This window comes from Escherichia sp. E2586, assembly GCF_005781105.1.
Lineage (GTDB): Bacteria > Pseudomonadota > Gammaproteobacteria > Enterobacterales > Enterobacteriaceae > Escherichia.
This window is the reverse complement of sequence record NZ_VATN01000004.1, coordinates 117,151-138,657: the sequence shown is the minus strand read 5'-3', so window position 1 is coordinate 138,657 and position 21,507 is coordinate 117,151. Positions and strand designations below refer to the sequence as shown.

At 48.3% G+C, this 21,507-nt stretch carries 16 protein-coding genes and 5 pseudogenes; 15 read left to right on the top strand and 6 right to left on the bottom strand.

Going from position 1 to position 21,507, the window contains the following annotated elements; all coding sequences use genetic code 11:
• Positions 1-86 precede the first annotated feature (86 nt).
• From FEK50_RS03810 to FEK50_RS03800, 4 genes and pseudogenes are all read left to right on the top strand, one after another.
• Positions 87-1,367 (top strand): DUF445 domain-containing protein, encoded by a 1,281-nt coding sequence (locus tag FEK50_RS03810; RefSeq protein ID WP_130204706.1) that lies wholly within the window; start codon positions 87-89, stop codon positions 1,365-1,367.
• Positions 1,368-1,401: 34 nt separating this feature from the next.
• Positions 1,402-1,562, top strand: a pseudogene (locus FEK50_RS24420) (2-hydroxyacyl-CoA dehydratase); the annotation flags it as partial.
• Between the two features lie 60 nt (positions 1,563-1,622).
• Complete coding sequence (locus FEK50_RS03805; protein WP_131161301.1) at positions 1,623-2,474, top strand: YjiK family protein; 852 nt, start codon at positions 1,623-1,625, stop codon at positions 2,472-2,474.
• Positions 2,475-2,550: 76 nt separating this feature from the next.
• Entirely contained in the window at positions 2,551-3,729 is a 1,179-nt protein-coding gene (locus FEK50_RS03800; protein WP_131161302.1) for an MFS transporter, read from the top strand.
• Between the two features lie 12 nt (positions 3,730-3,741).
• Here the strand turns inward: FEK50_RS03800 and kptA are convergent, their stop codons facing one another.
• Positions 3,742-4,296, bottom strand: coding sequence for an RNA 2'-phosphotransferase (gene kptA / locus FEK50_RS03795; RefSeq protein WP_130204700.1), 555 nt, complete (start codon positions 4,294-4,296; stop codon positions 3,742-3,744).
• A 171-nt stretch (positions 4,297-4,467) separates the two neighbouring features.
• Here kptA and FEK50_RS03790 point away from each other — a divergent pair.
• The 3 genes and pseudogenes from FEK50_RS03790 to FEK50_RS24415 all read left to right on the top strand — a co-directional run.
• Positions 4,468-4,662, top strand: a pseudogene (locus FEK50_RS03790) (hypothetical protein); the annotation flags it as partial.
• Between the two features lie 12 nt (positions 4,663-4,674).
• Entirely contained in the window at positions 4,675-5,847 is a 1,173-nt protein-coding gene (gene iadA, locus FEK50_RS03785) for a beta-aspartyl-peptidase (protein WP_131161304.1), read from the top strand.
• A 64-nt stretch (positions 5,848-5,911) separates the two neighbouring features.
• Positions 5,912-6,188: pseudogene (locus tag FEK50_RS24415) on the top strand (LysR family transcriptional regulator); the annotation flags it as partial.
• Here FEK50_RS24415 and iraD read toward each other — a convergent pair.
• The 4 genes from iraD to uxuA all read right to left on the bottom strand — a co-directional run bounded on the left by iraD (position 6,168) and on the right by uxuA (position 10,753).
• Entirely contained in the window at positions 6,168-6,572 is a 405-nt protein-coding gene (iraD, locus tag FEK50_RS03775) for an anti-adapter protein IraD (protein WP_130259557.1), read from the bottom strand. The pseudogene FEK50_RS24415 and the gene iraD sit on opposite strands and share 21 nt — an antisense overlap.
• A 413-nt stretch (positions 6,573-6,985) precedes the next feature.
• Positions 6,986-7,759 carry a Uxu operon transcriptional regulator gene (gene uxuR, locus FEK50_RS03770; protein ID WP_130216613.1) on the bottom strand — a complete coding sequence of 258 codons (774 nt, stop codon included), beginning with the start codon at positions 7,757-7,759 and terminating at the stop codon, positions 6,986-6,988.
• Positions 7,760-8,027: 268 nt separating this feature from the next.
• On the bottom strand, positions 8,028-9,488 hold the full coding sequence (locus FEK50_RS03765) for a fructuronate reductase (RefSeq protein WP_130204660.1): 1,461 nt from the start codon (positions 9,486-9,488) through the stop codon (positions 8,028-8,030).
• A gap of 80 nt (positions 9,489-9,568) precedes the next feature.
• A complete protein-coding gene (gene uxuA / locus FEK50_RS03760) occupies positions 9,569-10,753 on the bottom strand; it encodes a mannonate dehydratase (protein WP_000438591.1) in 1,185 nt (394 codons plus the stop codon).
• Between the two features lie 559 nt (positions 10,754-11,312).
• On the opposite strand from uxuA, the gene FEK50_RS03755 reads away from it, so the two are divergent.
• Both FEK50_RS03755 and FEK50_RS24410 read left to right on the top strand, forming a co-directional pair.
• Positions 11,313-12,419: an N-acetylneuraminate epimerase gene (locus FEK50_RS03755; protein WP_131161305.1), complete on the top strand. Its 1,107-nt coding sequence runs from the start codon at positions 11,313-11,315 to the stop codon at positions 12,417-12,419.
• Between the two features lie 104 nt (positions 12,420-12,523).
• A pseudogene (locus FEK50_RS24410) lies at positions 12,524-12,702 on the top strand (sialate O-acetylesterase); the annotation flags it as partial.
• A gap of 7 nt (positions 12,703-12,709) precedes the next feature.
• Here FEK50_RS24410 and FEK50_RS03745 read toward each other — a convergent pair.
• Positions 12,710-12,814, bottom strand: a pseudogene (locus FEK50_RS03745) (HNH endonuclease); the annotation flags it as partial.
• Between the two features lie 99 nt (positions 12,815-12,913).
• On the opposite strand from FEK50_RS03745, the gene FEK50_RS03740 reads away from it, so the two are divergent.
• The 6 genes from FEK50_RS03740 to FEK50_RS03715 all read left to right on the top strand — a co-directional run bounded on the left by FEK50_RS03740 (position 12,914) and on the right by FEK50_RS03715 (position 21,505).
• Positions 12,914-13,786, top strand: coding sequence for a phosphorothioated DNA-binding restriction endonuclease (locus FEK50_RS03740; protein ID WP_131161307.1), 873 nt, complete (start codon positions 12,914-12,916; stop codon positions 13,784-13,786).
• 169 nt (positions 13,787-13,955) lie between these two features.
• Positions 13,956-16,031 (top strand): AAA family ATPase, encoded by a 2,076-nt coding sequence (locus tag FEK50_RS03735; protein ID WP_131161308.1) that lies wholly within the window; start codon positions 13,956-13,958, stop codon positions 16,029-16,031.
• On the top strand, positions 16,024-17,367 hold the full coding sequence (locus tag FEK50_RS03730) for an McrC family protein (RefSeq protein ID WP_131161309.1): 1,344 nt from the start codon (positions 16,024-16,026) through the stop codon (positions 17,365-17,367). The genes FEK50_RS03735 and FEK50_RS03730 overlap by 8 nt, the downstream gene beginning before the upstream one ends.
• Positions 17,364-17,750 (top strand): hypothetical protein, encoded by a 387-nt coding sequence (locus tag FEK50_RS03725; protein WP_131161310.1) that lies wholly within the window; start codon positions 17,364-17,366, stop codon positions 17,748-17,750. The genes FEK50_RS03730 and FEK50_RS03725 overlap by 4 nt, the downstream gene beginning before the upstream one ends.
• Positions 17,751-17,800: 50 nt before the next feature.
• Positions 17,801-19,948: an N-6 DNA methylase gene (locus FEK50_RS03720; RefSeq protein WP_131161311.1), complete on the top strand. Its 2,148-nt coding sequence runs from the start codon at positions 17,801-17,803 to the stop codon at positions 19,946-19,948.
• Between the two features lie 3 nt (positions 19,949-19,951).
• Positions 19,952-21,505, top strand: coding sequence for a restriction endonuclease subunit S (locus FEK50_RS03715; RefSeq protein WP_131161312.1), 1,554 nt, complete (start codon positions 19,952-19,954; stop codon positions 21,503-21,505).
• The last annotated feature ends 2 nt before the right edge of the window (positions 21,506-21,507 follow it).

Sequence of the window (21,507 nt, the reverse complement as noted above, 5' to 3'; positions counted from 1 at the left end):
ATTTTTGTTCTCCTGCAAGCGATACATTTTTATGGAAGATATCTCGCTTTTTGCGTTTTCTTACCGTCAGGCTCTATTCTTACGATATGAATAAAATCATTGAACTCCGACGCGCCAAAATGCTGGCGCTCTCTTTGCTGCTCGTTGCTGCCGCGACTTTTATCGTTACGCTGTTTTTGCCGCCCAACTTTTGGGTGAGCGGCGTGAAGGCGATTGCCGAAGCGGCGATGGTCGGCGCGCTGGCGGACTGGTTTGCGGTGGTGGCGCTGTTTCGCCGCGTGCCGATACCGATTATTTCTCGCCATACGGCGATTATTCCGCGTAATAAAGACCGGATTGGCGAAAATCTCGGCCAGTTCGTGCAGGAAAAATTTCTCGATACTCAATCGCTGGTAGCGCTAATCCGGCGTCATGAACCGGCGTTGTTAATTGGCAACTGGTTTAGTCAGCCGGAAAACGCCCGTCGCGTTGGACAGCATCTGTTGCAGATCATGAGTGGTTTTCTCGAACTGACCGATGATGCGCGTATTCAACGTCTGCTTAAGCGTGCGGTGCATAAGGCGATCGATAAAGTGGATCTTTCCGGCACCAGTGCACTGATGCTGGAGAGCATGACCAAAAACGATCGTCATCAGGTGCTGCTCGATACGTTAATCGCACAACTGATCGCCCTTCTCCAGCGCGACAAATCACGCAAGTTTATCGCCCAGCAGATCGTCCGCTGGCTGGAGAGCGAGCATCCGCTGAAAGCCAAAATTTTGCCCACTGAATGGCTGGGCGAACATAGCGCGGAGTTGGTTTCTGACGCCGTGAATTCTTTGCTTGATGATATCAGCCGCGATCGCGCACATCAGATCCGCCATGCGTTTGATCGCGCTACCTTCGCGCTGATCGATAAATTGAAAAACGATCCGGAAATGGCGGCGCGGGCCGATGCCGTGAAAAGTTATCTGAAAGAAGATGAGGCATTTAACCGCTATCTTGGTGAATTGTGGGGGGATTTACGGGAATGGCTGAAAGCGGATATCAACAGCGACGATTCTCGCGTGAAAGAACGTATTGCTCGTGCAGGACAGTGGTTTGGCGAGACGTTAATTGCCGATGATGCCCTGCGCGCCTCGTTAAATGGTCATCTGGAACAGGCCGCGCACCGCGTCGCGCCAGAGTTTTCGGCATTCCTGACGCGCCACATCAGCGATACGGTAAAAAGCTGGGATGCGCGGGATATGTCCCGGCAAATCGAGTTAAATATCGGCAAAGATCTCCAGTTTATCCGCGTTAACGGCACGCTGGTCGGCGGTTGTATTGGGCTGATATTGTATTTGTTGTCGCAGATCCCGGCCTTGCTACCCTTCAGCAATTTTTAGGAAGCGATAAAAATTATGCCAGGGGCGAACTGAGAAAAGCAGCTACAGTTTCAGCAAAACCGATAATGCCCCTACTTCTATTTTTCTGATCTGGTGGTCAGTGAAGCTATCTGCGACAGCAAAAAGAAAATGTACGAATACATGGCGGCGTTTAAACCTGTTCATGTAATGCAACAGCCGAACGGCGTTAAGGATTCATTAAGATCGCTACGTATACTTCTCGATATCTTATTGATTTGCCTTAAAGGGATTACCGTGACAAAAAGTATTTCGTTAAGTAAACGCATCTCCGTTATTGTGATTCTTTTTGCCATTGTGGCAGTGTGTACTTTCTTCGTGCAATCTTGCGCCCGTAAAAGCAATCATGCAGCATCATTTCAGAATTACCACGCCACCATTGACGGCAAAGAAATTGCAGGTGTAACGAATAATATCTCCTCGCTGACCTGGTCGGCACAGAGCAATACTCTGTTTAGCACTATCAACAAGCCCGCGACGATTGTTGAAATGACCACCAATGGCGATTTGATCCGCACTATTCCTCTGGATTTTGTTAAGGATCTCGAGACGATCGAATACATTGGCGATAATCAGTTTGTCATTAGCGATGAGCGCGATTATGCCATTTATGTGATTTCACTTAATGCCAACTCGGAAGTAAAAATCCTCAAAAAAATAAAAATCCCGCTGCAGGAAACCCCGACCAATTGTGGTTTTGAAGGGCTGGCCTATTCTCCTGCCGATCAAACTTTCTGGTTTTTTAAAGAGAAAAATCCGATCGAGGTCTACAAAGTGAGCGGGCTGTTGCGTAACGATGAATTACACATCAGCAAAGACCAGACATTACAGCAGCAGTTTAATTTAGATGATGTTTCTGGCGCAGATTTTAACCCACAAAAAAATAGCTTGTTGGTGTTGTCTCATGAATCACGCGCACTCCAGGAAGTAACCGTAACAGGAGACGTGATCGGCGAAATGTCGTTAACCAAAGGCAAGTATGGCCTTTCACATAACATCAAACAGGCCGAAGGGGTTGCGATGGATGCCTCTGGTAATATTTATATCGTTAGCGAACCAAATCATTTTTATCGCTTTACCCCTAAATAATCACATTAACAGGCTGGCATGTTTCACTTTTTTGTTATTAACTTGTTAATTACAAAAAATACAAACAAGGTTAAACATGCCTCCGTCCTCGCATCCCGTAGAACGCTTTTCTTTCAGCACCGCGCTTTTCGGGATGCTGGTTCTGACCTTAGGTATGGGATTAGGTCGCTTCCTTTATACACCTATGTTGCCCGTCATGATGGCGGAAGGGGCGTTTTCATTTAGCCAGCTCTCGTGGATTGCCAGCGGCAACTATGCGGGGTATCTGGCTGGCAGTCTGCTATTTTCGTTTGGCGCATTTCACCAGCCGTCGCGTCTGCGCCCATTTCTGTTGGCTTCTGCCCTGGCGAGCGGATTGTTGATCCTCGCAATGGCATGGTTGCCATCATTTATCCTGGTGTTATTGATTCGCTTCCTGGCGGGTGTCGCCAGCGCTGGAATGCTGATTTTTGGTTCGACGCTGATTATGCAGCACACGCGCCATCCTTTTGTGCTGGCAGCTTTGTTTTCTGGCGTTGGCATTGGCATCGCGCTGGGCAATGAATATGTTCTGGCAGGCCTGCATTTTGCCCTCTCCTCGCAAACGTTATGGCAAGGCGCCGGGGCGCTTTCTGGCATGATGCTGATTGCACTTACGCTTTTAATGCCCTCGAAAAAACACACCGTCGCGCCAACGCCATTGGCAAAAACGGAGCAACAGATAATGAGCTGGTGGTTACTGGCTATTCTGTACGGCCTGGCGGGATTTGGTTATATCATCGTAGCGACTTACCTGCCGCTCATGGCGAAAGATGCAGGCTCACCATTGTTAACCGCCCATCTCTGGACGTTAGTCGGCTTATCAATTGTGCCTGGTTGCTTTGGCTGGCTATGGGCAGCAAAACGTTGGGGAGCATTACCCTGCCTGACGGCGAATTTACTGGTGCAGGCTGTCTGTGTGCTGCTTACTCTCGCCAGCGACTCGCCTCTCTTGCTTATCATCAGTAGTATCGGTTTTGGCGGTACCTTTATGGGCACGACATCTCTGGTGATGACTATCGCCCGCCAACTGAGCGTACCGGGAAATCTCAATCTTTTAGGCTTTGTGACGCTCATTTACGGCATTGGGCAAATCCTCGGCCCGGCGCTAACCAGTATGCTCGGCAATGGAACATCGGCGCTTGCCAGCGCCACTCTCTGCGGCGCGGCGGCGTTGTTTATTGCTGCGCTTATCAGCACAGTGCAATTATTTAAGCTACAAGTGGTCACTTCATGAGGGCTGTTTCCCTTACCACTCAAGAAACTCAACCTCAACCATTGATGTCAGCCAGACCCCGTTTTCCGCTTGCCAGAAAGGGATCCCTCGTTTCGCCATTTCCTGTGCTTTGACGGTTAAGATAACCGGCGAACCGTGTCTTGCCCCAACTTTGCGGGCCGTTGCTTCATCAGCAGAGAGATGCACATGATGACGCTCCCCTGCAATCAGCCCCTGTTTTTTTATCGCCTCAAGAAAACGGCTTGCCGTACCGTGGTAGAGAAATTGTGGCGGTGTTTTTTCGATGAAGGCAATGGCGACCTGCGAAGTCGAATGCCCCTGAACGGCGCGAATACACGTACCATCACTGGAATAACTAAAGCGCTTCTTATCGCTGGTGGCGACCACAGTATCCAGTAATGCGCGGGTTAACCGCTTGCCAGCTTTTTGTGCACAGAGTATGAGCTTATCGATATCCGCCCATCCTTCACGGTCCAGCACGATGCCAATCGCCTCCGGTTTATGTCGGAGGACAAAACTTAAAAACTTGCTCGTCTCTGCCAGCTCTTTGTCGTTGTATTTTGCCATTTTGCATTCGTCCTTGTATTCGCCGCCTTTACTCACCAGCTGTTATTGTCACTGTGTTTATGAATTATCTGCAACTCAATCCTTACAGGAAAGTTCTCCGCGCAGCGTAATTTTTCCACGTAGCCGCCACAAGCATACATAATGGGGATTGTTATGGCACAACAAGGGGATGCTGTAGCTGGCGTGTTAACCGACCATGATGTCACCGTTTTACTGCCCGCGATGTATTTAATGGGCAACCCGGTGCAAAATGTCGATCGCTGCATGGAGACAGCTAAAGTGAATGCCAAAGGCTACCCGCACATCATTGCCGTCGGGGTGATTAACGCATTGCTGTCGATCTGGGTTATGCAGCTTATTGTTTAACAAGGAGTTACCATGATTGATTATTCCGCAGCCGGTTTTACCCTGCTGCAGGGAGCGCATTTGTATGCGCCCGAAGATCGGGGAATTTGCGATGTCCTCGTCGCTAACGGCAAGATTATTGCCGTTGCCAACAACATCCCTTCTGACATCGTACCGGACTGCACAGTTGTCGATCTCAGCGGGCAGATCCTCTGCCCAGGTTTTATTGATCAACACGTCCATTTAATTGGCGGCGGCGGCGAAGCTGGCCCTACCACACGTACGCCGGAAGTGGCATTAAGTCGTCTGACAGAAGCAGGCGTCACGTCAGTGGTTGGTCTGCTCGGCACCGACTCTATCTCTCGCCACCCGGAATCCTTACTCGCCAAGACTCGTGCGCTCAATGAAGAAGGCATCAGCGCCTGGATGCTGACCGGTGCTTATCATGTGCCTTCCCGTACCATTACAGGCTCGGTGGAAAAAGATGTGGCGATTATCGATCGCGTGATTGGCGTGAAATGTGCCATCTCAGACCACCGCTCGGCCGCGCCGGATGTTTATCATCTGGCCAATATGGCGGCGGAATCCCGCGTTGGAGGTTTGCTCGGCGGTAAACCTGGCGTCACCGTGTTCCACATGGGTGACAGCAAAAAGGCGTTACAGCCCATCTATGACCTTCTTGAGAACTGCGACGTCCCCATCAGCAAGTTGCTGCCGACCCACGTTAACCGCAACGTTCCGTTGTTTGAGCAGGCGCTGGAGTTCGCGCGCAAAGGCGGCACAATCGATATCACCAGCAGCATTGACGAACCGGTCGCCCCTGCCGAAGGTATTGCCCGCGCCGTTCAGGCGGGTATTCCGCTGGCTCGCGTTACCCTTAGCTCCGACGGCAACGGCAGTCAGCCGTTCTTTGACGATGAAGGGAATTTAACGCATATCGGTGTTGCGGGTTTTGAGACGTTGCTGGAAACCGTGCAAGTGTTGGTTAAAGACTATGGCTTTAGTATCAGCGATGCTCTGCGTCCACTCACCAGTAGCGTCGCTGGTTTCCTCAACCTGACCGGTAAAGGCGAAATTCTGCCGGGCAATGACGCGGATCTGTTAGTGATGACACCGCAGTTGCGTATTGAGCAGGTATACGCTCGCGGCAAACTGATGGTCAAAGACGGCAAAGCGTGTGTGAAAGGGACGTTTAAAACTGCATAAGCAGTTCCGAACGCTTGAACAGGCGACTGGCGTTGAGCTGTTTAATCGCCAAAGGCAACGCTACAACTCCTGTGTGGGGCGATTTATTAACCGCCCCCTGACATGCCACTGCGAGTTACGTTTCAGCACTTTTTGGCTCTTCATGGGCCAATTATTCAAGCAAGTTGCCTTCGGCAGCTGTGGAATATCTGGCTACCGGAGTACGCCATACAACAAGAAATTCGCAGCGGGCAGCTCATTGTCCTGAATCGGGACGAATTAGTTATCCCGCATTCCGGATGAATCCCGTTGCAGAGCGTTTCTGGCGTGAACTGCGTGGGCTAAAGATTGAACCTGGCTGAAAGTCCCGGTATTGAACTATGCCAGCTCCCCTTCTGCCAGACCAGGTCAAACGTTAGCGGCTCATCATCGTGGTACAGCATCATCTCCAGACTAATGACCAACTCGTGGCAATAGACTGCTTTCAGATTGACCTGCAATGCCGCAATCCGTGGCTCATGAAATAAAAGCGCGGAACGTAACTGGCGGCAATACCAACTCTGGAGAAGCTTGTCGCTCTGATTATGCCCTTGCCACTCAGGCATGCCTGAAACAAGTAATATTGGTAGCGGTGAATGGGGAGAACTAAAAAGTTGAAAGAGATCCCGACATACGGAATCACGCAGCGATAACGTATTGTTCCCTGTACTTTCAGGTAATACCGTCTGAACTGATTGGCGCATCATTTTGCGCACTCCTGACGTTTAGTGGCATCTGTATCCTGCCCTGGCTGCTGGACACCACTGGGTTGATGCTCATATTCCATAATCATTCCTTTATGCTCATTGCGTCCCTGGCACTTTCATAAGGGATTTATAAGATCCGCCAAAGATAAAACACTGTACAGAAAAGAATATCCACTGACTTTTTATTTAAAAAGGTATCATTTGACAAAAGTCATTAAACATAACGGAAATATGTTAACATATTCTGATTATTCCGAATAATTTCTCAGCGTTAAACTGATATATAATTATTCCAAAACAATATATCGTACGTAATGATTAAATTACGCATAATATATTCTGCAGAACATAATTAATTATTCAGGGAACATACATAGTGCAAAGCGGTTCAACTTTGCACCAGAAATGAGGGATCAGGCGTCCACTTTATCCAACGGCCACGAATCAAACAGATAACCATCGAAATAGATGTCATCGACGTTAGAGAACTCCAGCAAGCGCTGCTTCACATTCTCCAGATGCTGCCACATCGCCAGTTTTGCCGCGCGGGCATCTTTTTTGATTAACGCAGCCAGGATCTGTTTGTGATCGTCTAACCACTCTTTGCGGTATAAGCTGTCATCGAGATGGCTATGTAACTGGATCCACATTGGATTATTTTCCCGCCACTCCCAGGACTGACGGAACAGTTCCACCAGCATGCTGTTATGCGTGGCTTCAGCAATAGCGAGGTGGAACTGCATGTCGCCGCTTTCGCTACTACCCGGCGCGCTGGAAGCCAGTTCACGCTCTTCCAGTTGCAATGCCTGACGCATTTTAACGATGTCTTCGCGGGTAGCCTGCAAAGCGGCAAACTCGGCGATGTTACTTTCCAGCAACTGGCGCGCCTGTAACAGTTCAAAAGGACCGGCGTCATTGCAGACGTTGGCCTCAGCGCTCTCTGCATTATGGCTGGGTAAACTGTCGAGCACATAAATACCGGCACCACGTCGTACTTCTACCAGCCCTTTGATCTCCAGCATGATCAGTGCCTCACGTACCACCGTGCGGGTGACATCCAGCATTTCTGCGATTTCACGCTCCGGCGGTAGCCGTTCGCCAGGATTGTACGGCGTCTTAAGGATCAGATCGCGGATCATCGCCCCAACTTCCTGGTAAGGTCTTTGCGCAGAGGTGGCAGATTTCATGATGTTGTGTCCGTTAGATGCGATTAATCAAATTATTGCCGGATGCGGCGTGAACGCCTTATTCGGCCTACAAAGAGTGCGTATTCAATAAATTGCGATTGATCCGTAGGCCCGCCAGGCTTGCTTACCGGGCAATTTTACGTTGGCCGTTAATTTCAAACTATACCATCAGCACTGGAAGTTGGCACGTACAGGTGGGCAAAAAACGAAAACTGGTCAACCAAATATGATTTTGATTGACCAGTAAGTCTGTAGGGTAATCAGTCAGTTACAGTGCAGCCACACACTCACGCGCGCCGCGCTCGCACAGCTGCTGATATGCCGCAGTCACCGCGCCAACAAAGTCTGCATTTTGCGGCAGATCATCGGCAAAGATACCGCTCAGGCCCAGCAACGCTTTCACGCGGTCTGCGCCCTGATACTGCGCATTGATCTTCTGGAACTCGGCCAGCATCGGGTCTACCACGTCGATAGCATTACCCTGCTCATCCACGCCCTGGGTGTAACGCATCCAGCCCGCTACGCCAAGCGCCAGGTGACGCCAGCTACCGCCGTTTTGCAGGTGTAAACGCACCGGGTCCAGCAAACGCTGCGGTAACTTCTGGCTGCCGTCCATCGCAATCTGCCAGGTACGGTGACGCAGAGACGGGTTGCTGAAACGCTCGATCAGCAGCGTCGCATAGGCGTTCAGATCCGTCCCTTCCGGCATTGACAGCGTTGGTGCTTGTTCCTGCATCATCAGGGCAAAGGCCGCTTTGCGGTAATCCGGGTTAGTCATGGTGTCGGCAATGGTTTCATAACCGCCGAGGTAACCGAGGTACGCCAGGAAAGAGTGGCTGCCGTTAAGCATACGCAGTTTCATCATTTCGAACGGTACAACATCCGCAACAAACTGCGCGCCGACTTTATCCCAGTCCGGACGACCATTAACGAAGTTATCTTCAATGACCCACTGACGGAATGGTTCGCAGGCAATGGCACACGGGTCATAAACGCCCAGCTGGTCAGCAATTTCCTGCAACGTTTCAGGCGTCGCCGCCGGAACGATACGGTCAACCATGGTGCACGGGAAGGTGACGTTCTCTTCAATCCATTCCGCCAGTTGCGGGTCACGCGCCTGGGCCAGCCCCAGAACGGCAACTTTCGCCACATGACCATTTTCACGCACGTTATCACAGGACATCACCGTAAACGCTTTCAGCCCTTTTTCACGACGCAGACGCAGGGCTTCTACGATGTAACCAATTGCGGACTTCGGCGCAGTCGGGTTTTCCAGATCGTGCTTGATCAGCGGGTTATTGAGATCCAGCTGACCGCTTGCCGCATCGGCACAGTAGCCTTTTTCCGTGACCGTCAGGGAGACAATCGCCGTCTGCGGACGCGCCATCGCGTTGAGAATACCTTCGCAACCGTCGATTTCCGGATGCAGGGCTTCTTTCATCGAACCAATAATTTTCAGCTCGGTGCTTTCCGCGCCTTTTTCCGCCACGGTGTATAGCAGCTGCTGTTTTTTCAGGTTTTCGATCAGCACGCGGTCGTTGCCTGGCATCAGGTTAACTTCGCAGATACCCCAGTCGCTATCGGTGCTTTCCAGCAGGTGATGGGTATACAGCGCCTGGTGCGCGCGGTGAAACGCCCCGCAACCGAGATGCACAATGCGTGATTCCAGACGAGAATGATCCCATGACGGGCGGGCAACCGGCAGATTGCTGTCAACAATAGTAGTCATCGTAAACTCCAGAATCCGTCTTCAGAGAGTGACGGCAAGGAAGAAGGAACCGGCACGGCGCGCAGCCATGCCGGTGGATATTAACGGCTAAAGAAAGCGCGCTGGATCGCCAGTTCGACACCGCGAACTTCGGCCAGGCCTTTCAGACGACCAATCGCGGAGTAACCTGGGTTGGTTTTCTTCTTCAGGTCGTCCAGCATCTGGTGACCGTGGTCCGGACGCATCGGGATCAGGTCTTCTTTGCCTTCCGCTTTACGACGGTGTTCTTCTTCAACAATCGCTTTCACCACTTCGTACATATCAACGTCACCGTTCAGGTGCGCCGCTTCGTGGAAGGTTTTCGGGTTATCTTCACGCATGGTGGAGCGCAGATGGGTGAAGTAAATACGCGGACCGAACTGCTTGATCATATCAACCAGATCGTTGTCAGCACGCACGCCGTAGGAACCGGTGCACATGGTGAAACCGTTCGCCATGCTGTTTACGGTATCAACCATCCACTGCATATCTTCAATGGTGGAAACGATACGCGGCAGGCCGAGGATCGGGCGCGGCGGATCGTCCGGGTGAACAGCCATACGCACGCCAACTTCTTCGGCAACTGGAATGATCGCTTTCAGGAAGACGGCAAAGTTTTCGCGCAGCTTCGCTTTGTCGATATCTTTGTACAACTCCAGGTGTTTACGGAACTGGTCGAGGGTATAACCTTCTTCCGCACCCGGCAGACCTGCGATGATGTTACGGGTCAGACGCGCTTTGTCTTCGTCGCTCATAGTGGCGAAGCGAACTGCTGCCTGAGCAATTTCTTCTTCGGTGTAATCCGCTTCCGCGCCTGGACGTTTCAGGATATGCATTTCGAATGCAGCGAATTCGATCTGGTCGAAGCGCAGAGCTTTGGAGCCGTCTGGCAGCACGTATTCAAGGTCAGTACGGGTCCAGTCGAGCACCGGCATGAAGTTATAGCACACGGTGCGGATACCGCACTGCGCCAGGTTGCGCAGGGTCTGCTGATAGTTAGCGATCCACTGCTCATAGTTGCCAGTGTGGGTTTTGATATCTTCGTGAATTGGCACGCTTTCCACGACAGACCACACCAGACCTGCGTCTTCAACGATAGCCTTGCGTTTGAGGATCTCTTCAACGGACCATACTTCGCCGTTCGGGATATGGTGCAGCGCGGTAACCACGCCAGTTGCGCCCGCCTGACGGACATCAGCTAAAGAAACCGGATCGTTAGGGCCGTACCAGCGCCAGGTCTGTTCCATGTTTATTCCTCTTTCACGTAGTGGGTTCAACAGCGAAGAGACGCGGAACCCCGGAGTTGTTTAGGTATCCGAAAGAACGACCAGACCGCAGCCGTGGCGTTGCATCGGATGAGATGGCGTATAAGTTCTACCTTTTGGTAATACATGTCAACCTGAAATCTAAAATTGGTTAACCACATCACAAGAAATCTACTCTCCTGCCGGTTGACGCAAATGACAACAAAGGAAGATCAGCAGTTAGTGAGCGGGGGATGTGACATTCATCGCAATAATGGTTGACCAATTTACATAACGTGTCGTCCAACATAACAATGGATTAACCTGGAGAGGTAAAATGTTATTGGTTTCTCGGCGATTGTAGTGGTGATGCTGACAGCGTGGATTATAAAACGCCTTATACCCCTGATGCTTCTCTCTTAACCTGCTTCCCCCATTGCATAAGTTGTGACCGACACAACAAAACTGATGTTGTTGCGAAGATTGCTATTTAGTTTTGGTATAAAAGGTATATAGGCACATGGTGCGACATTTGAATTCCAGCGAGCAGGAGTAATTCACAATGAAGAGAACAATAACGGCGCTTGCTATCATGATGGCATCATTTGCCGCGAACGCGTCTGTATTACCGGAAATTCCAGTACCATTTAAAAGTGGTACTGGTGCAATTGATAACAACACTGTCTACATCGGTTTAGGTAGTGCAGGAACATCATGGTATAAGCTGGACACACAGGCCAAAGATAAAAAATGGACAGCTCTGGCTGAATTCCCCGGTGGTGCGAGAGATCAAGCAACGTCCGCATTTATTGATGGTGATTTGTATGTATTTGGCGGTATTGGCAAAAACCAACAAGGTTTAACCAGGGTGTTCAACGATGTGTACAAATATAGCCCAGCAACTAATACCTGGATTAAATTGATGTCACACGCACCGATGGGCATGGCGGGTCATGTGACTTTTGTTCACAACGGCAAGGCTTATGTTACTGGCGGTGTTAACCAAAATATCTTCAATGGCTATTTTGAAGATCTCAAAGAAGCTGGAAAAGATTCAAAAGCTATAGATAAAATCAACGCCCACTATTTTGACAAAAAAGCAGAAGATTATTTCTTCAATAAGTTTTTGTTGTCTTTTGATCCCTCAACACAGCAATGGAGTTACGCTGGCGAATCGCCCTGGTACGGGACGGCTGGTGCGGCGGTTGTGAATAAAGGTGATAAAACCTGGCTTATTAATGGCGAAGCCAAACCAGGATTGCGAACGGATGCCGTATTTGAACTTGATTTTACCGGCAATAACGTAAAATGGAATAAGCTTCCTCCCGTCTCATCACCAGATGGCGTCGCTGGCGGTTTTGCGGGGATAAGCAATGACTTTCTTATATTTGCCGGAGGTGCCGGATTCAAAGGTTCACGGGAAAATTATCAGAACGGTAAGAACTATGCGCATGAAGACCTGAAAAAATCGTATAGCGCTGATATTTATCTGTGGCATAACGGGAAATGGGAGAAATCTGGCGAACTGTCGCAAGGTCGAGCCTACGGGGTATCATTGCCCTGGAATAATAGTCTATTGATTATTGGCGGTGAAATTGCGGGGGGTAAAGCTGTTGCGGATTCAGTGTTGCTCTCAGTGAGAGATAATAAAGTTACTGTGCAAAACTAACTTTTCTGGATTTCCATTGCCTGAAAATAAAGATGTTGTTCATCCTGGAATAAAACGGCTAGCGCGGTTTGCGCAGATACATCCTGCGCCCGCCACATCACGTTAAAAGAGAACTGACAAACGCGCCTGATGAAAATCCAAATAATTTGAGCAAGGGATATAACGGTTCAGCGTACCGAATTCCTGAGAACAAGACGACGGCGCTACGAAGCCGTCATTTCAGTCGGGGGATGATTGTAGACAAATTTGTTGACGCTATTTGCGGTTTTGGCGTGAAAGGTGAGCATTCATTAATTTGATCTATTCACATCCATCAACGCTTTTAACTCCTCCGGCGTAAATGGTGGTTTGCGTCGGTGCAGCATCGCATGGCAATTAGGGCAAACAGGAAGCAAAAAAACAAATGAGATCAAGGTAATATATCTTCGCTTGCAGGCTTGAACAGCAGAAAATTTGCGAGCATGATCGCAATTATTTCACTGCCAGGGATAACAATGGCTTCCAGTAAATCGCTACAGCAGGCAATTGCCAACATAAAAATCTGGCACAAGGGTGAACAGCGCGCGCCGCATAAACCATTGTTACTGCTATACGTATTAGCGGGATACCTGAATGGACATCCGCGCCTTTTCGATTATGGCTCGGAAATCTACGAACCTCTGCACAGTTTACTGGAACGTTTTGGGCCACAGCGTTCACAGTACCGACCTGATATGCCGTTCTGGCGATTACAAGGCGACGGATTCTGGCAATTACACAATGCCGGGCTTTGCTCAACAGCAGGGAGCAGCCGACAACCGCCAGTGAAGGAACTGACTGAATACCACGTTGCAGGCGGTTTCGATGAACAGCACTACGCCCTGGTAACCGGCAATAAAAAACTCATCAACACTCTGGCGCAACAGATACTCGAAGCGCACTTCACCGAGAGTATTCAGGAAGAAATCGCTGACGAGCTGGGTTTTGATCTCCAGCAAATCCGTAAACAGCGCGACCCGTTATTTCGCAAAAATGTATTACGTGCCTATAACTACCAGTGCGCGATATGTGGCTTTAATATGCGCCACGACGACACCACCGTCGCGCTGGAAGCGGCGCATATAAAATGGAAACAGCACGGCGGCCCTTGTGAAATCCCTAATGGCCTGGCGCTTTGCGCAATTCACCATAAAGCCTTTGATAAAGGATCGATTGGCCTGGATGAAAATATGCGGGTGCTGGTATCAGATGCGGTAAACGGCGGAGGTATCGTTGAGAAACTATTCTGGGATTTTGACGGGAAAACTATTGCGTTGCCGCAGGTACGTAAAAATTACCCTTATGAGGGGTTTGTGGAGTGGCATCGGAAAGAGGTTTTTAGGGGGTGAGGTTGATAACAGCATTCACCCTACAACCTTACATTGTATTTAAATTAGAGCTGAGTTAACAGATAGTTGTATATATAACCGGCACTTGTCACAACGATTAACTCAATATAGTTAGAATACCTCATATTAATTAAAAAATAAGTAATGTCACAACAGAGGAAAAGTCACGATGACTCTTGTAGATAGTGTCGAAGCAGGTAGGCTAACGATTAGTGAATTGATTGATGCCCTGGCGAAAGATAAAAATTACACAGCTTCCAGATGGTATCAGCGATACCGTGCGTTTACGACTTTGCTACAGCAAACCTCAACTTTTGCTGAACCTGCAACAGATGGTCTGGTCAAACAGCTTTGGTATGAACGTGATAACGGCATTGCAAGTATTCGCCAGGGCGTTCCATCCTTAGCAGAATATCAGCAAAGCCTGCCACTGCTTAGAGAACTAACTGAACGAATTCGGCAACAGCCGGATGAAGAAACTTACCAATATGTTGGCAATGCACTACAACAAGCTAAAGAAAACGGACTTCTCAAGCGCATGTATTGGAGTTTGAGAAATCGCGTCTTTGCCGCGTTCTCGCCAGAAAACTACACCAGTACTGTGGATGAGAATGCTTTTAATAAAGCAGCAGAATTCTTAAATCAGCACTTCCATCTCGGTTTGGTACTGACCGGAAATTGGTTACAGAAAAACTATGAATTGAAACAAGCCATACACGCCCAATCTCCTGATACAGATCCTTATTACGTGAATATGGCCATCTGGCATCTCTATGAATTGCTCCGTGAACGCGATAATGAACAAAAGCAGGAGAAAGTAGCTAGCACTACATCCATAACCAGCAGTGAGCCCATCGAGAACAAGATCATCCTACATTCACCAACTAACGTGATCTTCTTTGGCCCCCCTGGCACTGGCAAGACCTTCAGGTTGCAGCAAAAAATGAAAGAGTACACTTCTCATGCTGTTCCCGCTGATCGTGATGCCTGGCTGGATTCTCGCCTTGAATCGTTGAACTGGATGCAGGTTATAACGCTGGTGCTGCTCGATCTTGGGAAACGAGCGAAAGTTCGCCAAATTATTGAACATATGTGGTTTCAACGTAAGGCATTATTAAACGGTCGTAATGGCAATCTATCGAATACTGCCTGGGCAGCTTTGCAATCCTATACAGTTCCGGAGTCGCTAACTGTTGATTATAAGAATCGGCGTGAGCCTGCCGTATTTAACAAAACAGATAACAGCGAATGGTTGCTAGTTGATTCACAGCTCGAGCAAGTGGAGGATTTGGTAGAGCTCTACGCCGAACTTAAACGTGGCCCTAAATCTGCCGAAGCCATCCAGCGTTTTGCGGTGGTTACGTTCCACCAATCTTACGGCTATGAAGAATTTATTGAAGGTATACGCGCTCGCTCTGACGAGAGTGGCAATATCTCTTATCCCATTGAGCCGGGTATCTTTATGCGCCTTTGCCAACGTGCGAATGCCGATCCAGGACATCGCTACGCCATTTTTATTGATGAGATCAATCGCGGCAACATATCCAAGATCTTTGGTGAACTGATCTCACTCATTGAAGTTGACAAGCGTGCAGGCATGCCCAATGCAATGAGCCTGCAACTGGCTTATAGCGGTGATCACTTCAGCGTACCCGGCAATGTCGATATCATCGGAGCCATGAATACAGCGGACCGTTCTTTAGCTCTGATGGACACGGCTTTGCGCCGTCGCTTTGACTTTGTCGAAATGATGCCTGATCTCTCTTTACTGAGTGAAGCTAAGGTGAAAGGCATAGAGCTCGAGTCGTTGTTAGAGAAACTCAATAGCCGCATCGAGGCTCTTTACGATCGTGAACATACGCTGGGGCATGCGTTCTTTATGCCGGTAAAAAATGCACTCGATGCCGGTGATGAAGAAGCAGCGTTTAAACAATTGAAGATCGCATTCCAGAAAAAGATCATTCCGCTTTTACAGGAATACTTTTTCGATGACTGGAACAAGATCCGGTTGGTGCTGGCAGACAATCAAAAGCAAGACGACAACCTGCAATTCGTGATTGAGAAAACCGACGGTCTCGATACGCTTTTTGGTAACAACCATGGTTTACGACGCCATGATCAGCAATCAACAGCTTATGAGCTCAAAGATTTCGATCAAGAGATCTGGAATATTCCACAGGCTTATCGTTCAATTTATCAGCCCCAGCAGACTCCCCTTGATGAGCAGGCTGTAAATCATGGGTGAAGTTATCTCCGTTTTTGAATATGACCTACTGGGGAGTGGAAACGCGGCTTCAGTTGGCGCAAAACCGGTGCCTCCACAGGTCTTTAATTATTTAGAAGCGCTTAGCCTGGCAAGTAATCAAGGGAGCCAGTTCCTCAAACTCACCTCTCGCTCAGGCTTCAAATTGCTTCAGGTTCAAAACTACGCAGGGATGCTTTCAACACCTCACGGTTTCCAGCTTGAGATACTGCCCAAGGTTGGTAAAAACCTCACAGCGGCTAATGCACGTCAAACATTGCTGACGATGCTAAGCCATCTGCCTGGGTTTCGACATATTCAAACCCAGCAAGCCACTCTTCAGGCTCAGCGTATGCCTTTGCTTGAGATTTTTATCAATCAGTTTTTGCATAGCGTCAGCCAATTGCTTAAACAAGGTTTACGCTCCGACTATGTGAGCGAGCAAGATAATCTGGCTTTTATGAAGGGCAAGCTGATGCTTTCTTCACAGCTGCGACATAACGCGGTGAATCGCCATAAGTTTTGTGTCGATTATGATGACTACATGCCTGACTGTGCAGCCAATCGGCTCTTACACTCCGCGCTAGATAAGCTTCTTAGTCTAAAGCTGTCATCAGAGAATCAACGCTGGCTTTACGAACTGCGCTTTGCGTTTGACGGTATTCCACTTAGCCGGGATATTGAACGTGATATAAACAACTTACGCCTCGAGCGTGGTATGGCTCATTACAACGAGCCAATGGCATGGGCGCAATTGATCCTGAGGGGAATGAGCCCGAGTGCTTTGCAGGGAAACACCAAAGCGATATCATTTTTGTTCCCTATGGAAGCGGTATTTGAATCCTTTGTGGCACAGACCCTACCCTACGAATTACCTTCTCACCTCAAAGTTTTACCTCAAGCAGCAACTTATTCTTTGGTAAAGCATGGACTTAAAGATTGCTTTAAGCTTCGCCCCGACTTGCTGATTCAATCACACAAACCAGTTCAAACCGAAATGGTGATGGATACAAAATGGAAGCTGGTGAATAGCAGCCAGCAAACAAAATCACTCTATGGACTGGCACAAGCTGACTTCTATCAAATGTTTGCCTACGGACAAAAATATCTTGGGGGGCATGGCGAAATGTATCTGATTTACCCTGCACATGATGACTTTAACCAACCCATACAGCAGCATTTTGCTTTCTCGGATACCTTAAAATTATGGGTTGTGCCATACCAGATAACGGCAAAACGCGGTGAGAGGATGATGTGGCCGAATGACGTGTCCTGTACAATGAGCCCCAAGCAGGATCGGATGGCTGCTTCAGTATCCTATAGTGGAGGCATGAGATGACCCATGAATACCAGCGACAAAGCCTGGAACAACTAATTACTCAGCAAACAGCAACAGCCAAAAGCGCCGCCGTTGTATTTAATGAGAACCAAACCCTCTGGCAAACACTTGGCTTTAGCCAGTCTCAAGTTTCGCTATGGCTTGCCTCATTGCCTCAAAGTAATCATCTAAAAGGGCCAACAATGGCAACGTACCAGGTTATACCTGATATCGCGGCACATTTGGTATCATTGTTACAACAAGCTGGTGGGCGCATGCCCCTTGCACAAGTACTGAAAAAGCTCCCTGCTGGTATTACGACCAGTGAACAGCAGATACGCAAACTGGCACAGAAGCACGCGCAGATAGAGATTAAAGGCCCCTTGCTGGTACTGATAAATTAGCCGGCATTTGTAGTAACCATTGGCTGTATTAAAGGATTTTAGAAAACATCATGGCAAAAGAAGCAAAAAAACAAGACCCGCAACAGCAGCTAGAAGCACTGTTCAATAAACTGGTCAAACAGCACTCCGAGTTTACTCAGCCATTGGTCGAATTACCCGAGCATGAATTCGCCAAGGCTGGTCTCATTCAAGGCCTGGTTGAAGGCAACTTAACGCCACCAGTCATGTTGATTGCGCTGACAGAAGGCCATTGGGAATACGCCGCTGACACTGCAAAGTTTGATGATTTAGCCTATCAGCTGTTAAGTGATATCGAAGGTGACTGGCCAGTATATGCCGTTGTGGACGATGGCTTGAACCAACGTATTTTGGCCTTGTTCGGTGCCGATGGATCTGACGGTACCCACGGTGCAGATACCCTGCCAGGTCTGGAAGAATTACGTAGCTTTGATCGCATGGAGCGTGATCCAACCTTTCGCTGGTCGATGCGTGTTTATACACGCTTAATGCAGCGATTTGATGCCTTCCATGAAAATGTTTATCGCGTTACCAAAGACAAGGTAAACGACAAGAACGACATTATTGAGGAAGTAGCTAAGCTTCTGTTTTTAGAAACTTTCCGCCTGCATCACGATGAAGACCTTACCTTTAAAGATGATGAGGGAAATACCCTGCGTTTTCGTGATGTCTTTGATTGGCAATATGTGGAGAGCCACGGCGATAAAGCCGTTGCCCAAATCAAAGCCGCCTTTGAGGAATTTAAAAACCACGAAAACTACGTTGTGATCTCAGATGATGGCTCACGTAACCCCATCTTTAGTAAAGAAACACACCTGCGGCTATCTGTTGCGAAAAACTATCAGGATTTGCTGGAAGCAATACAAAACCTGGGTCCGGTAAAAACCAACGACGGCAAAATCGCTAAAGAACACGGCACGTTGGCTGATGTGTCAGGAGATTTACTCGGCAGAGTGTTTGATGTATTCCTACGCGCTAACTTTGAATCCAAAGGTGGCCTTGGCGTTTATTTAACACCTAACCCAGTAAAACAGGCCATGCTAGAAATTGCTATGCACGACATCGACGATGACGATGAAATGCGATCGCGCTTAGCCAATGGCGATTTTCGTTTCTGCGATCCCACCTGTGGCTCCTTTGGTTTTGGCTCGGTGGCGTTAAGCCAGATTGATAAATGGATCGATTTTAAGCTGGTGCTGGCCGACGATAAAAAAGAATCATTGAAACAGAAATTACGCGACTGTGCATTTACCGGTGCCGATGCTGCACCACGCATGGTAATGCTGGCCCGCGTGAATATGGCATTGCAAGGTGCCCCCAAAGCGCAGATTTTTTATACCGACAACTCGCTCACCACTAACGCTCTGAAGCCGAATAGCTTTGACCTTATTTGCACCAACCCGCCGTTCGGTACGCCTAAATTTGATAAAGGCAAAAATGGTCAAAACTCAAAAGCCAATTACGAAGCCAATATGGAGCAAGTGCTCGGTGGTTTTCGTCCGACCAAAAAAGTCGTTGATAGCTACAACGCCTGGTATGACCACGTGAAAATGAAGTGGCAGGATATCGGTGATTTAGAGCTGGATGAAAACGGCGAGCCTAAATGGGCGGGCTATCGTACAGATTTGCGCAGAACAGGCGGTACAGATAAAAAGCCGTTTTACAGCCTGCAGCCTTCAACCGCAGGGCTCGCGCTGGGCAGCAAACCCGATAGCAAGGGCAACTGGCAACCGGTAGGTGCCACCATTGATCCGGCGGTGCTGTTTATCGACCGCTGCTTGCAACTCCTCAAACCCGGTGGCCGTCTGATGATCGTGCTGCCTGATGGCATTTTATGTAACTCCGGAGACCGTTATGTCCGTGAGTACATTATGGGCAAAAAAGACGAACTAACCGGCGAATTTGTTGGCGGTAAAGCCATAGTCAAAGCAGTCATTTCATTGCCAAGTGACTGCTTTAAGCTCTCCGGCACGGGGGCCAAAACCTCGATATTATATTTACAAAAACGCCATGCTAACCCCAACCAGCCAGAGCAATTTTTGCCCGAGCCACAAACCGACGTGTTTATGGCAGTGGCTGAAACCTTGGGTTATGTGGTGAAAAACAATATCGAAGACTATAACGCCGGTGTCGCAAACGATCTGGATAAGATTGTATCGGCTTATAAGCGGGGGGAATAATATATGACTACCTCCCTGTTTAACCGTATAAGACCAGATCAAATCGCAGACCGACTTGATGGTGAATACTATGCAAAAGAATTATTGGAAAATGAAACTAAGCTTAATCATTTCAATCAAGTAACTCTCGAGAATTGCGTTACAAATATTCGTAATGCTATTTCTGACCTAACCTCAAATGGTAGTTTTGAATTTCTGAGAGGTATTCAGTTTAACAATACAAATGGAATACCTTATGTACGAACTCAAAACTTGATGGACGGTTATATAGATTTTTCGGATGGTATTTACGTCGATCTTAAATGTAAAGACATGGTTGCAAAGTCACTATGTGAAACTGGCGATTTGATTGTATGTCGAAAAGGTAAAGTTGGTGCTGCAAGCGCAGTATCAGCGGATATGCATGGTGCTGCAATCAGTGAAAATGTTACACGATTTCGCTTAGATAACTCTTATGACGCAGATTTTCTAGCAACATTCTTAAATTCTAATCATGGAAGAATGAGATTTTTAAGAGAAGCGACTGGTGTTATTCAAAAATGGATAAACAATGAAAAGCTACGACAGATTAGAGTCATTAGAATAGATTCTAGTGCAGAAAAATACATCGGGGATAAAGTTCGCCAAGCCGAGCAACTGCGCGCTTGGGCGAAGCTGCTTCGCACATCAGTTGACGCTCATCTTAATAGTCTAAATCTGCCGATCAACGAGCCCCCCGCACTGTTAAACCGAGTCAGCGCACAAACAATGGAGGATCGACTCGATCCACGTCCTTATCGGACTCACTACCTATGTTTAGTGCGTGAAATTGAAAAACTACCTCATGACAGCATTAGCACTTTGGTTGAATTGGCATCTGGCTGCCCAGTATCCAGTAACGACTTTTTGGAAAACTCAGGCATACCTTTAGTTCGCATCCGCAATATCGGTTTTGATGATTTTATTGGTTTAGATACTGGCGTTAGCCAAGATGTATATCAGGATGCGACTAAGTATCAAGCTAAAGACAAAATGATCGTTGTCGGTATGGACGGTATTTTCCGCTCGCAGTTTTTCATATCTGACGAGCTACCTATGCTGGTTAATCAACGGGTTGCCATGCTCTCACCTCAAAATATTCGTGGCGAACTATTAACACATTGGCTAAATCGCCCCGAAGGACAAATGCAGCTAAATCAATGGGCAGTTAAAACAACTGTAGAACATACATCCCTATCTGATATTGGTCGCGTACTAATTCCTCGACTGGATAAAAGCTTAGAAAACAAGCTTGCTGATTATTTGCTCAATGCGAGGCTGGCTTATCGTTATGCCAAATTTTTAACACAAGTAGCCAAAACCCTGGTCGAAGCCCTAATCGAAGGCCAACTGACCGAGCAACAATTAATCCAGGCCCAACAAGCCCTGGAAGATGGCGACAACAGCTTAGATCAGGCGATTTTAAGTAAACTGAGCGCTGAGGGTTATGCCATAGAAGGGGCCACACCGCTATTTAGCGATGTGGATGAGTTATACAGTTTGCTGGAAGAGGCGGCGCAAGCGGAGGCTGAAGAGTAAAG

Excerpts from the sequence above, each read along its gene's own strand:
- FEK50_RS03810 (WP_130204706.1), top strand. The coding sequence starts at position 87 with ATGAATAAAATCATTGAACTCCGACGCGCCAAAATGCTGGCGCTCTCT.
- FEK50_RS03800 (WP_131161302.1), top strand. The coding sequence starts at position 2,551 with ATGCCTCCGTCCTCGCATCCCGTAGAACGCTTTTCTTTCAGCACCGCG.
- kptA (WP_130204700.1), bottom strand. The coding sequence starts at position 4,296 with ATGGCAAAATACAACGACAAAGAGCTGGCAGAGACGAGCAAGTTTTTA.
- iadA (WP_131161304.1), top strand. The coding sequence starts at position 4,675 with ATGATTGATTATTCCGCAGCCGGTTTTACCCTGCTGCAGGGAGCGCAT.
- iraD (WP_130259557.1), bottom strand. The coding sequence starts at position 6,572 with ATGATGCGCCAATCAGTTCAGACGGTATTACCTGAAAGTACAGGGAAC.
- uxuR (WP_130216613.1), bottom strand. The coding sequence starts at position 7,759 with ATGAAATCTGCCACCTCTGCGCAAAGACCTTACCAGGAAGTTGGGGCG.
- FEK50_RS03765 (WP_130204660.1), bottom strand. The coding sequence starts at position 9,488 with ATGACTACTATTGTTGACAGCAATCTGCCGGTTGCCCGCCCGTCATGG.
- uxuA (WP_000438591.1), bottom strand. The coding sequence starts at position 10,753 with ATGGAACAGACCTGGCGCTGGTACGGCCCTAACGATCCGGTTTCTTTA.
- FEK50_RS03755 (WP_131161305.1), top strand. The coding sequence starts at position 11,313 with ATGAAGAGAACAATAACGGCGCTTGCTATCATGATGGCATCATTTGCC.
- FEK50_RS03740 (WP_131161307.1), top strand. The coding sequence starts at position 12,914 with ATGGCTTCCAGTAAATCGCTACAGCAGGCAATTGCCAACATAAAAATC.
- FEK50_RS03735 (WP_131161308.1), top strand. The coding sequence starts at position 13,956 with ATGACTCTTGTAGATAGTGTCGAAGCAGGTAGGCTAACGATTAGTGAA.
- FEK50_RS03730 (WP_131161309.1), top strand. The coding sequence starts at position 16,024 with ATGGGTGAAGTTATCTCCGTTTTTGAATATGACCTACTGGGGAGTGGA.
- FEK50_RS03725 (WP_131161310.1), top strand. The coding sequence starts at position 17,364 with ATGACCCATGAATACCAGCGACAAAGCCTGGAACAACTAATTACTCAG.
- FEK50_RS03720 (WP_131161311.1), top strand. The coding sequence starts at position 17,801 with ATGGCAAAAGAAGCAAAAAAACAAGACCCGCAACAGCAGCTAGAAGCA.
- FEK50_RS03715 (WP_131161312.1), top strand. The coding sequence starts at position 19,952 with ATGACTACCTCCCTGTTTAACCGTATAAGACCAGATCAAATCGCAGAC.